Source organism: Escherichia sp. WS33, assembly GCF_046486385.1.
GTDB lineage: Bacteria > Pseudomonadota > Gammaproteobacteria > Enterobacterales > Enterobacteriaceae > ECMA0423.
On the sequence record NZ_JBJQLJ010000051.1, the window covers coordinates 1 to 11,998 of the forward strand.

Sequence of the window (11,998 nt, forward strand, 5' to 3'; positions counted from 1 at the left end):
CTGGCGGCCGTAGCGCGGTGGTCCCACCTGACCCCATGCCGAACTCAGAAGTGAAACGCCGTAGCGCCGATGGTAGTGTGGGGTCTCCCCATGCGAGAGTAGGGAACTGCCAGGCATCAAATTAAGCGAAAGGCCATCAGTCACGATGGCCTTTTTGCGTTGGCGCAGAAAAAAATGCCTGATGCGACGCTGCGCGTCTTATACTCGCACATATGCCAGATTCAGCAACGGATGCGGTTTCCCCAACTTGCCTACTTCCATACGTGTCCTCCTTACCAGAAATTTATCCTTAAGCTCCTCAATAACCATTTTCCTGCTAACTAAATTCATGGTTAAGGTTGCATAATGATACGCAACAAATGTATAACATTTTCTTTACCAAAAGAAATAGATAAAAGCGACCGACAAAAGCATCGGATTACGGCAGGAGACATAATGGCATGGCTGAAAGTACTGTAACGGCAGACAGCAAACTGACAAGTAGTGATACTCGTCGCCGCATTTGGGCGATTGTGGGGGCCTCTTCAGGTAATCTGGTCGAGTGGTTCGATTTCTATGTCTACTCGTTCTGTTCACTCTACTTTGCCCACATTTTCTTCCCTTCCGGGAACACGACGACTCAACTACTACAAACAGCAGGTGTTTTTGCTGCGGGATTCCTGATGCGCCCAATAGGCGGTTGGCTATTTGGCCGCATAGCCGATAAACATGGTCGCAAAAAATCGATGCTGTTATCGGTGTGTATGATGTGTTTCGGATCGCTGGTTATCGCCTGCCTCCCAGGTTATGAAACTATAGGTACGTGGGCTCCGGCATTATTGCTTCTCGCGCGTTTATTTCAGGGATTATCCGTTGGCGGAGAATATGGCACCAGCGCCACCTATATGAGTGAAGTTGCCGTTGAAGGGCGCAAAGGTTTTTACGCATCATTTCAGTATGTGACGTTGATCGGCGGACAACTGCTAGCCCTACTGGTTGTCGTGGTTTTACAACACACCATGGAAGACGCTGCACTCAGAGAGTGGGGATGGCGTATTCCTTTCGCGTTAGGAGCTGTGTTAGCTGTTGTGGCGTTGTGGTTACGTCGTCAGTTAGATGAAACTTCGCAACAAGAAACGCGCGCTTTAAAAGAAGCTGGATCTCTGAAAGGATTATGGCGCAATCGCCGTGCATTCATCATGGTTCTCGGTTTTACCGCTGCGGGCTCCCTTTGTTTCTATACCTTCACCACTTATATGCAGAAGTATCTGGTAAATACTGCGGGAATGCATGCCAACGTGGCGAGTGGCATTATGACTGCCGCATTGTTTGTATTCATGCTTATTCAACCACTCATTGGCGCGCTGTCGGATAAGATTGGTCGCCGTACCTCAATGTTATGTTTCGGTTCGCTGGCAGCCATTTTTACCGTTCCTATTCTCTCAGCATTGCAAAACGTTTCCTCGCCTTATGCCGCTTTTGGTCTGGTGATGTGTGCCCTGCTGATAGTGAGTTTTTATACATCAATCAGTGGAATACTGAAGGCTGAGATGTTCCCGGCACAGGTTCGCGCATTAGGCGTTGGCCTGTCATATGCGGTCGCTAATGCTATATTTGGTGGTTCGGCGGAGTACGTAGCGTTGTCGCTGAAATCAATAGGAATGGAAACAGCCTTCTTCTGGTATGTGACCTTGATGGCCGTGGTGGCGTTTCTGGTTTCTTTGATGCTACATCGCAAAGGGAAGGGGATGCGTCTTTAGTGACGGGTCAGTTGCCAGACGGTATAGCCGGTGCTTGCACCGGCGACATCCCAGGCCAAATCCTTCCAGCTCCAGCCGCTCCCTTCGGGGCGGCTATCCCAAAGCTCTTTTGACGCCCCCAAACTGACAGAGAACATCAATCCAAACATGGCACTGCGATCCCGGCTCATCCCCTGATGCTGTGAATATTCATTTCCGGCGGCGGAAAGCATCGCCGAGGCGATAAAGTGTTGAGCTTTATCCTGCCCGCTCCAGCTATCGTTAGCCATATGGCTGCATCCAGAAAGTAACAATAGCGAACAGACAAAAAGAATACGCAAAACGTGGCCTCCAAAAAACAAACCCCGTACAGGACGGGGTTGTGATTACAGGATGCGGCTAATTAATCGGTCGATGCGGATACGGCGCAAACGGCGGATGAGTTTACGAACCTTCACCGGATAATCGGCAATACTTTGCAGATCGCGATAGTGCTTAACGATGGTGGTATGCTCGCGGATCAGCTCCAGTTCTTTCTCTCGCTGTGGCGCCAGCTCAAGTTGCGGATCGTGGATCAAAATGGCGTTTTCCAGATCCAGACGCCAGGCGCGCGGGTTCAGGTTATTACCGGTGATCAACATCCACTTATCATCAACCCACATCCCTTTTAGGTGATAGGTGTTGTCGTCATCTTTCCATAACCGAACCACTAGCTGGTCAGTATTGACGTAATACTGCAAACGGCTCAGGAAACGACGCAGATTGATCTCATAGAGATAAGGCAATGCGCCAATTATCTTGAAAGGTTCATCTTCCGGAATGTAGAAGTCGTTCGCGGTTTTATCACCAACAATAATTTCGACCTTTTTCCCTTCGCGCAGCAACTGGATAATATTGCGCACAAGGATTGCTGGCAGGTTGAAGTATGGCGTACAGATGGTTAGTTTCTGCTCGGCACAAGGCATAAGATGGAAAATGGTCTTGTTCAACAGACTCGATTTCCCCAGCCCCACTAGCGGCGTTACGGAAAGCTGATCGTTGTCGGCATCGCCCTGGAAATGATAAGCGGCATCACGCAGCTCCTGGCGGAACAGACGAATATCGTTCTTGATTTCCGGGCTTTTTGGCCGATTAACATCATCCAGACGATTAACGCCGCGGCCATTCATAATATTCTGTGTAACCCATTCAAACATAATGTCTGACATCTTACGGTTACGGATAAGATGATAACGGTCGTAGCGATATTTATCGTGCTGATGCAGGTAAACATCGTTCAGGCTGGCACCGCTATAAAGTACGCTATCGTCGATGATAAAGCCTTTAAAGTGCAGAACACCAAGGGCTTCACGGGTATTGATTGGAACGCCATAAACCGGAACATCTACGCCCGGATTTTCCTGCGCCATGCGGCAGTACCAGTCAGCGTTAGTGTTAGATGCCGCAGCGCCAATGCGTCCACGTTGTGCACGATGCCAGTCGACCAGCACCCGCACATCCAGTTCCGGACGCTGCCTTTTAGCTTCATACAACGCGTTCAGAATGCCTTTGCCACCGTCATCCTGTTCGAGATACAGGGCGACAATGCAAATGCGCTGCTTCGCGCTGGCTATTTTTTCCAGCAGCGTCTCCCGGAAGTCGGCGGGAGCGTAAAAGAAATCGACATCATCAACTGATTGAGAAATCTTGGGTAGTTGGGCAAGGTGTTGTTGATGTTTATTACGCTTAAATTTTGACAACATCACAGTGCATTTCTTCTCTGTTCATTGAAGGGTCCTCTGTGCAATGCAGACGACATAAGCGGGCAATAATAACACCAGTCCCGATTAAGTGGTCAACATTTCCAGTACCTTACTCATGATTCCTCGCGTTGGGCAAGATTTAGCGTAAGCCCAACGATCCCCTCTTCGAGCTGGATATCAACGTTAAACCCGAGCTTGCGGGCTAGCGCCACCATGCCACGATTGTTTGGCATCGTAATACCATTCAGACGTTGTAGTCCGTGATCTCGCGTATAGGTAATCAACTTTTCCATTAAGCGTCGACCTAAGCCTAACCCTTTGAGATCCGAGCGAACCAGCACAGCAAATTCGGCATCGATGTTATCAGGGTCGGAGATCGCACGCGTGACGCCGAGGATCTCTTCCGTTTGATCAATACGTCGTACCGCTACAAACGCCATTTCCCGATCGTAGTCGATCTGCGTCATGTTGGCTAAATCTTCATGAGTAAATTCGTTGATCTCGCTAAAGTAGCGGTAATAAAGATCTTCTTTGGTGACTCGCGAAATGAATTGCTGAAGTTGTGGCTCATCTTCTGGCAAAATCGGGCGGAACAAGCAGCGTTCACCGTTTTTCAATTCTACCCATTCTTCCAGCTGATGCGGATAAGGGCGCACTGCCAGCCGACTCTCGTTATCGCCTTCAAACGGCGCGATATCCAGCGTGACATCCAGCGCGGTAAATTCACTGCCAGAAGCCAGCAAAGGATGAATATCCAGACGCTGAATTTCCGGGCAATCGACAATCAGGTTGGAAACCTGCACCAGAAGCTGGCTCAAGCCTGCAACATCCAATGGGCGTAGCGCACTGCGCGCACGAATCTTTTTACTTTTGATCCCCTGAATAACCAGATAGCGGGCCAGGTTCATGTTCAGCGGCGGCAGTGCGACGACGGCTTGATCTTCAGGACGCCACTCCACACCTCCCTCACCCAGCATGATCAACGGCCCGAAAACCGGATCGTGCTCAACCACAACCCGCAACTCCTGAGCGCCAGCCCGGTTAGCCATACTTTGCACCAACAGGCCGTGGATCCGCGCCTGCGGCCATGCCATTTTTACGCGATCGAAAATAGCGTTTGCCGCTTGCTGGACTTCATTGGCTGTACGCAGGTACAGCATTACGCCCTGAACTTCCGATTTATGTGGAATATCCGGCGAACGCAATTTCAGCGCCACCGGATAACCAATCTGTTCGGCAATATGCACCGCTTCGGTGCTATCGCTGGCAATCCAGGTGGGGAGCGTGTTCATGCCATACGCTTGCAGGATAGGCTGAACTTCATGGGTATCGAGCGACGTAGCCCCTTCGGCAATCGCCTGTTGCAACAGAAGATGCGCTTCTGCGGTATTGGAAGTCAGATTGCTGGGCAACGCCGGCGTTTCGCGTAGTTGCTTCTGATTACGCCGGTACTCCACCATATGCATAAACGCGGTGATGGTGCCTTCCGGCGTGCGATAGGTCGGCAGCCCGGCTTCGCTGAATAAACGTCGTGCCTCTTGCGAGGAGTGCTCGCCGCACCAGTTCGTCAGCAAAGAGACATATTTGCTGCGGGGATGATGCTTTACCGCTTCAATTAATTCTTGCGCGCTTTCTGTTGCGGGAGCCGCTGCGCTGGGTGAATGAATAACCATCAGCGCATCAAAATCCTGGCTGTGGAGCAGAATGTCCAGCGTTTTGACATAATGCTCGCTGCTGGCGTCATCGCGCAGATCGAGCGGGTTAGAGATTGCCACATGTCCAGGCAGTGCATCGCGCAGTTTCTGGCAGGTTTCTTCGCTTAGCGTTGCCAGCTTGCCATTGTGTGACCATAAGGCATCCAGCGCCAGCGCGGCAGGCGCAGCACCGTTGCTGATAATCATCAACCGGTCGCCACGCAGCGGGCGCATATGGCTAAGGGTTTCCACCGCCGAAAACAGCTCGTGGGTGTCCTGTACCCGCAACAAACCGGCACGCTGAATAGCCGCATCCCACGCCGGATCCATTCCTGCCGTCGTGTTGAGCAGTCGCTGTGCCGCCGGGCTACGTCCGCTTTTAATCACCAGAATCGGTTTATTACGCGAGGCACTACGGGCCGCCGAAACAAAGCGTCGCGCGTCGCTTAACTGTTCGAGATAGAGCAGGATGGCGCTGGTTTTACTGTCGCGCGCAAGATAGTCGAGCAATTCATCAACGTCGATATCCAGGCTGTCGCCGAGCGCAATAAAGTAGGAAAAGCCCATCTCACGCTGTTGCGCCCAGTCGAGGATGGTGTTGGAGACGGCAGCCGATTGTGAAATAAACGCCAGCTTGCCGCGTTTAATCGGCACAGGCGAAAAGCTGGCATTCAGACCTTGCCAGGGAGCCAGTAAACCCAGACTGTTTGGTCCTAGCAGGCGCATGTTATGGCGCAGGGCGCAGGCGCGGAGATCTTCGTGTTGCGATGCCGGGGCGGAAAGAATAATGCAGGTTTTACAGCCTTTCTCGCCGAGCTCTTCCAGAAGAGCAAGATTACGGCTGGCATTAGTACATAAAACCGCAAGGTCGGGTGTAAAGGGCAAGCTGGCAATATCCGGCCAGGCCAACACACCCAACACCGCTTTCCAGGCTGGCGTCACCGGGAGTACCGGTCCGTTAAAGCCTCCCGCCAGCAGGTTACGCATCATCAGGTAACCTGCGCGATTGGGTTTCATCGATGCGCCAATTACCGCAATCGATTTTGGTCGCAGTAGTGCTTCCAGTCCTCGCTGACTCATACCGGTCTCCCGCAGAAGTGACCGAATGATTTTAAACGCTTTCTAACTGTTCTGCTGTGATGCTACCCAGATGTTGCGTTTTTCCTGCCAGATAGCGTGTTTTAAAGCGGGTAAAATGCTCGCCTAACCCTGCCGCCGCCCCGGTATCGCCGGCCATATCTAACAGTGCGATGGCTACCTCGGCAGTACAATATTGGCCTTCAGCCTGGGCTTCACGCAGGCGATAGGCAGAAAGCCGGGAAAGATCGACGGAAATGACGGGAAGATTATCCAGATACGGACTTTTACGAAACATCTTGCGAGCTTCCGGCCAGGTACCATCGAGCATGATAAACAGCGGTGGCTTACCGGCAGGTGGTGTGAAGATCACTTCCCGTTGCTCATCAGCATACGAGGCGGGAAAGACCACCATTGGTTGATAGTCCGGGTTTTGTACCAGATCCAGCAAATCCTGCGAGGGTTCGGTACGCGACCATTGAAACGCAACGGTATCAGGCAAAATATCAGCAATCAGACGCCCGGTATTACTGGGCTTCATTGGCTCGGTGTCGAACATCAGCAAACAGAAGCGACTTTTTGCTTGTGCTGGGGTAATTGTCGAACAGAGACATAATTTCTCTGGCAAAAGACAGCGTTGGCAGCGACGAACGCGATTACCGCGGGCAAGAAAAGGACGTGTTGCGCGCGCAATACGCTCGGCGCGTAACTGGAGAACAGCGTTTTCGGTCATAAGAGAGCGTCGAAAAAACGCCATTGTCGCAGAGGAGAAAACGGGGCACAAGATGCGCCCCGGTAAGATTAAAGAGATTCGTTCAGCCAGCTGTCGAACGGCGCTTTCGGTACTGCGCCATTAAGCATGTCGACAACCTGACCGTTTTTGAAAATCATGATCGTCGGTATACTACGAATTCCAAAGCGACTGCTCAATTCACGTTCAGCTTCGGTATTCACTTTCACAAAGCGCACTTTACCGCTACGCTCTTGCGCGACATCTTCAAAAATTGGTGCGAAATTACGGCAGGGGCCGCACCACGGTGCCCAGAAGTCGATCACCACAGGTAGATCATCCTTCAGCAATTTGTCGAGTGTTTCACCGGTCGCATTAATCACCTCTCCGTCAAACAAGTCGTGACCGCAGCGTCCGCATTTTGCCGCATCTTCGATCCGATCGTCGGGAATGCGATTGATGGCCTGACAATGGGTACAAACGGTATTCATAACTAACCTCGGGATGAGTAAGGAGACTTATCGGCAACGACGCCGGTATGTTTCTAATATGTTACATATTATCGGGGACATTGTTCCAGACAACAATCTGTTTTATTCAATAGGTATGATAGTCGCAGGCTTTGGTACGAAATCATGGCGAACCGCGCGGACTTCGGGTAATCTGCGCGCTTCGCGCAGCGCTGGTGGAGAAAAGCATGAACGATGAAATGAAAGGTAAAAGCGGCAAGGTCAAAGTGATGTATGTCCGCAGTGATGATGATTCTGATAAACGTACCCACAACCCGCGTACCGGGAAAGGGGGCGGGCGTCCAGGAAAATCTCGTGCTGACGGTGGCCGTCGCCCCGCCCGCGATGACAAACAGAGTCAGCCCCGTGACCGCAAGTGGGAAGATTCGCCGTGGCGCACGGTTTCCCGCGCGCCGGGTGATGAGACGCCGGAAAAGGCCGATCACGGTGGCATCAGTGGTAAAAGTTATATTGATCCAGAAGTTTTGCGTCGTCAGCGTGCGGAAGAAACCCGCGTCTACGGCGAAAATGCATGTCAGGCACTGTTCCAGAGCCGTCCGGAAGCGATTGTTCGCGCCTGGTTTATCCAGAGCGTAACGCCACGTTTTAAAGAAGCCTTGCGCTGGATGGCGGCAAACCGCAAAGCGTACCATGTGGTGGATGAAGCAGAATTGACAAAAGCGTCAGGCACGGAACATCACGGCGGCGTTTGCTTCTTGATCAAAAAGCGTAACGGTACAACCGTGCAGCAGTGGGTAAGCCAGGCAGGCGCGCAGGATTGTGTACTGGCGCTGGAAAACGAATCTAACCCGCATAACCTGGGTGGCATGATGCGCAGCTGCGCGCACTTCGGCGTGAAAGGCGTTGTGGTGCAGGATGCGGCACTGCTGGAGTCGGGGGCGGCTATCCGTACCGCAGAAGGCGGCGCAGAGCACGTTCAGCCGATTACTGGCGACAACATTGTTAACGTGCTGGATGATTTCCGTCAGGCAGGTTACACCGTAGTGACCACTTCCAGCGAGCAGGGTAAACCGCTGTTCAAAACCAGTCTGCCAGCGAAAATGGTACTGGTGCTGGGTCAGGAATATGAAGGGTTACCGGATGCCGCACGCGATCCGAACGATCTGCGCGTGAAGATTGACGGTACGGGCAACGTTGCCGGGCTGAATATCTCTGTCGCAACCGGCGTTTTGCTTGGTGAATGGTGGCGTCAGAATAAAGCCTGATAAATCAGCCGGGTGGCAACTCTGCCATCCGGCATTTCCCCGCAAATTTACTCACTCTCTGCCGGTAATACTGGCATCCAGTCAATCGGCGTCTCGCCACGTTGTTCCAGCCACTGATTTGCCAGCACAAAATGGTTGCAGCCAAAGAATCCACGATGCGCCGAAAGCGGCGACGGATGCGGTGCTTTCAGTACATGATGGCGTTGCTTATCTATAATCGCCCCTTTCTTTTGCGCATGTGATCCCCACAACAAAAACACCACGCCTTCGCGGTGCTGGTTAATCAGGCTGATGACTTTATCAGTAAACGTCTCCCAACCGAGGCTGGCGTGGGAATGCGCCTGACCTGCGCGAACCGTCAACACAGTATTGAGCAGCAGAACGCCCTGACGCGCCCAGCTTTCGAGATAGCCATGATTAGGGCGGGTGAAGCCCGGAATAGTATTTTCCAGCTCTTTATACATATTCAGCAGTGACGGAGGAGTGGCGATTCCGGGGCGAACGGAAAATGCCAGCCCATGCGCCTGTCCCGGTCCGTGATAAGGATCCTGGCCGAGAATCACCACTTTAACGTCACCCAACTCGGTAAAGCGGAACGCGTTAAAGACATCTTTTTGTGGTGGATAGATAGTGACGCCGGACTGCCGCTCGCTGGCGACGGTCTGAAGGGTATTAAGAAAATAGGGTTGCTGCTTCTCTTCAGCCAGCACGTCATGCCAGGTTAATTCGTTAGCCATCTCGCTCTCCTGCGAATCTTCAATCCGCCTAGCTTAACTGCTTATTTCTACAGAACAAAATCATGCTCATTTTTTAGACTTAAACGAGTGCAAAAAAATGTAAATTGGTAAAATTTCACACCCGCATAAGTTGATGTAAAACAATAAAATCCATTTGCGACCACAATCGATGTGTGGTTTTTATTGATTTAAATCAAGGAATCAAGGGTTGTTGAGGAGTATATATACACTCAAGCAACAATGGTTTTACCAATTGGCCGCGACAGGCTGAATAAATCAAATAATTTTGCCGGGGAGGCATCACATGATTACAGGTATCCAGATTACTAAAGCCGCTAACGACGATCTGCTGAACTCTTTCTGGCTGCTGGACAGCGAAAAAGGCGAAGCGCGTTGCATCGTTGCAAAAGCAGGTTATGCAGAAGATGAAGTGGTTGCAGTAAGCAAACTGGGTGACATTGAATACCGTGAAGTTCCAGTAGAAGTGAAACCAGAAGTTCGCGTTGAAGGTGGTCAACACCTGAACGTTAACGTTCTGCGTCGTGAAACTCTGGAAGATGCAGTTAAGCATCCGGAAAAATATCCGCAGCTGACCATCCGTGTATCAGGTTATGCAGTTCGCTTTAACTCTCTGACTCCGGAACAGCAGCGCGACGTTATCGCTCGTACCTTTACTGAAAGCCTGTAAGGCTTAAGTAGCAAGTTACTAAGCGGAAGAGGGCGACCTCTTCCGCTTTTTTAATTAATAGAAAATGCGTACCGCGCAATAGATCAGCAGCAGCGCGAGCACGATATTTAACTGGCGACCATACTGGCGAAACAATCGCTGAAACAGATGCCCCGCCAGCGCCCAGCACACATTACCAAACGTCCCAATCATCGCCAGCAAAACGCTGACGCCAACTACCCAGCTTAGCGCCTGTGTTTGCGGCAGAACAAACGTCGACAGTGCCGTAACACCGTACAAAATGATTTTGACGTTCACAAACTGCAAAGCAAAGCTGGCCCAAAAGCTGATTGGTTTTGCCTGAAGTCCGTCTTCCTTTGTTGGGCTGGTGGCGATTTTCCACGCCAGCCAGACAATATATGCCGCCCCCGCCCAACTCAAAAGGTGTACCGCTGCCGGGTCAATCACTGCCAGTGAAAATGAAATGCCCGCACACAGTAACATCACAATCAAAAATCCCAGACTCATCCCTGCCAGCACGCGGGTACTTTGACGAAATCCATGCGACGTAGCAGAGCTAAGGGCGAGAATATTGTTCGGTCCTGGCGTCATGGCGGTAATCAGGGTGTAAGTCCAAAAAGCACTTAAAAGGGTCGGTGTCACTTGTTATCTCCTCTGTTTTGGTAGACAGTACCCGACACGGAACATTTAAAAAAATGAATGTTTTTACATTCTAAATTCGATATTTTCGATAGGTTTGGGGTTATGGATCTGCGCCGTTTTATTACACTTAAAACCGTGGTGGAAGAGGGTTCCTTTTTGCGAGCTTCGCAAAAATTGTGCTGTACACAATCGACGGTGACTTTTCATATTCAGCAGCTTGAGCAGGAGTTCTCGGTACAATTGTTTGAGAAAATTGGTCGACGAATGTGCCTTACCCGCGAAGGAAAAAAGTTGCTGCCGCACATCTATGAACTTACCCGAGTGATGGATACGCTTCGTGAGGCTGCGAAAAAAGAGTCGGATCCGGACGGGGAACTACGCGTTGTTTCGGGCGAAACGTTGCTCTCTTACCGAATGCCGCAGGTGTTGCAGCGTTTTCGGCAACGCGCACCAAAAGTGCGTTTATCGTTGCAGTCGCTGAACTGTTACGTGATCCGTGATGCGCTACTGAATGATGAGGCCGATGTCGGCGTCTTTTATCGCGTAGGGAATGATGATGCCCTGAACCGACGAGAGTTGGGTGAACAATCGCTGGTGCTGGTGGCTTCACCGCAAATTGCAGATGTCGATTTTACTGAGCCGGGAAGACATAACGCCTGTAGCTTTATTATCAACGAACCGCAATGTGTCTTCCGGCAGATATTTGAGAGCACGCTGCGTCAGCGGCGGATCACGGTGGAAAACACCATTGAGCTGTTAAGCATTGAAAGTATCAAACGTTGTGTCGCGGCGAATATCGGTGTCAGTTACTTGCCCCGCTTTGCGGTGGAAAAAGAGCTTGAGAGCGGAGAATTAATTGAATTGCCTTTTGGCGAACAGTCGCAGACCATTACGGCCATGTGCGCACACCATGCTGGAAAAGCGGTTAGCCCGGCGATGCACACTTTTATTCAGTGTGTTGAAGAGAGTTTTGTGGCTGGATAAAAATAATGTCGGGATTAAACCCGGCATTTAACTTGTCGACAAAGTGCGCTTTATTCATGCCGGATGCGGCGTGAACGCCTTATCCGGCCTACAAGATCGTGAAAATTCAATATATTGCATGAGCCACGTAGATACTGTTATGGCCTGCAAGTTTTTTCCTGGTCCGGTTTCCCGGATTGCAGGCATGCCAGACACAGCGCCGTCAGGCGCTGTTTTTTTCATCCCTTCCGCGATTTTTACGCCGCTACCGG

The 11,998-nt window shown here is 51.2% G+C and carries 12 protein-coding genes and 1 rRNA gene; 5 read left to right on the forward strand and 8 right to left on the reverse strand.

All coding sequences use genetic code 11. The features are described 5' to 3' along the window. Window positions 1-115 (forward strand): 5S ribosomal RNA (gene rrf / locus ACJHXA_RS22955). Between the two features lie 325 nt (window positions 116-440). Beyond that, a complete protein-coding gene (kgtP, locus tag ACJHXA_RS22960) occupies window positions 441-1,739 on the forward strand; it encodes an alpha-ketoglutarate permease (protein ID WP_000841103.1) in 1,299 nt (432 codons plus the stop codon). On the opposite strand, the gene ACJHXA_RS22965 is transcribed toward kgtP, so the two are convergent. The 5 genes from ACJHXA_RS22965 to trxC form a co-directional block, all read right to left on the reverse strand. Next, entirely contained in the window at window positions 1,736-2,059 is a 324-nt protein-coding gene (locus ACJHXA_RS22965; RefSeq protein ID WP_001300818.1) for a YfiM family lipoprotein, read from the reverse strand. The genes kgtP and ACJHXA_RS22965 overlap by 4 nt on opposite strands. Before the next feature lie 45 nt (window positions 2,060-2,104). Beyond that, window positions 2,105-3,460, reverse strand: a complete 1,356-nt coding sequence (gene pssA, locus ACJHXA_RS22970) for a CDP-diacylglycerol--serine O-phosphatidyltransferase (protein ID WP_000949265.1) — start codon at window positions 3,458-3,460, stop codon at window positions 2,105-2,107. Between the two features lie 113 nt (window positions 3,461-3,573). Next, the gene (gene patZ / locus ACJHXA_RS22975) at window positions 3,574-6,234 is read right to left on the reverse strand and encodes a peptidyl-lysine N-acetyltransferase PatZ (RefSeq protein ID WP_000082949.1); all 2,661 of its coding nucleotides are present in this window, start codon (window positions 6,232-6,234) and stop codon (window positions 3,574-3,576) included. Between the two features lie 31 nt (window positions 6,235-6,265). After that, a complete protein-coding gene (gene tapT, locus ACJHXA_RS22980) occupies window positions 6,266-6,964 on the reverse strand; it encodes a tRNA-uridine aminocarboxypropyltransferase (RefSeq protein WP_000138184.1) in 699 nt (232 codons plus the stop codon). 68 nt (window positions 6,965-7,032) lie between these two features. Beyond that, window positions 7,033-7,452 (reverse strand): thioredoxin TrxC, encoded by a 420-nt coding sequence (trxC, locus tag ACJHXA_RS22985; RefSeq protein WP_001098726.1) that lies wholly within the window; start codon window positions 7,450-7,452, stop codon window positions 7,033-7,035. Between the two features lie 206 nt (window positions 7,453-7,658). On the opposite strand from trxC, the gene ACJHXA_RS22990 reads away from it, so the two are divergent. After that, on the forward strand, window positions 7,659-8,696 hold the full coding sequence (locus tag ACJHXA_RS22990) for a tRNA/rRNA methyltransferase (protein ID WP_000997411.1): 1,038 nt from the start codon (window positions 7,659-7,661) through the stop codon (window positions 8,694-8,696). A 47-nt stretch (window positions 8,697-8,743) separates the two neighbouring features. Here ACJHXA_RS22990 and ung read toward each other — a convergent pair whose 3' ends face one another. Further along, entirely contained in the window at window positions 8,744-9,433 is a 690-nt protein-coding gene (ung, locus tag ACJHXA_RS22995; RefSeq protein ID WP_001262723.1) for a uracil-DNA glycosylase, read from the reverse strand. A 304-nt stretch (window positions 9,434-9,737) separates the two neighbouring features. On the opposite strand from ung, the gene grcA reads away from it, so the two are divergent. Beyond that, window positions 9,738-10,121 carry an autonomous glycyl radical cofactor GrcA gene (gene grcA, locus ACJHXA_RS23000; RefSeq protein WP_000627807.1) on the forward strand — a complete coding sequence of 128 codons (384 nt, stop codon included), beginning with the start codon at window positions 9,738-9,740 and terminating at the stop codon, window positions 10,119-10,121. 54 nt (window positions 10,122-10,175) lie between these two features. On the opposite strand, the gene eamB is transcribed toward grcA, so the two are convergent. Beyond that, window positions 10,176-10,763 (reverse strand): cysteine/O-acetylserine transporter, encoded by a 588-nt coding sequence (gene eamB / locus ACJHXA_RS23005; protein ID WP_000189206.1) that lies wholly within the window; start codon window positions 10,761-10,763, stop codon window positions 10,176-10,178. Between the two features lie 102 nt (window positions 10,764-10,865). Between eamB and ACJHXA_RS23010 the strand changes: the two genes are divergently transcribed. After that, window positions 10,866-11,747: a LysR family transcriptional regulator gene (locus tag ACJHXA_RS23010; RefSeq protein ID WP_000365855.1), complete on the forward strand. Its 882-nt coding sequence runs from the start codon at window positions 10,866-10,868 to the stop codon at window positions 11,745-11,747. A gap of 54 nt (window positions 11,748-11,801) precedes the next feature. On the opposite strand, the gene ACJHXA_RS23015 is transcribed toward ACJHXA_RS23010, so the two are convergent. Then, window positions 11,802-11,998: hypothetical protein (locus ACJHXA_RS23015; RefSeq protein WP_097495224.1), on the reverse strand; the 197-nt coding region annotated here is incomplete at its 5' end.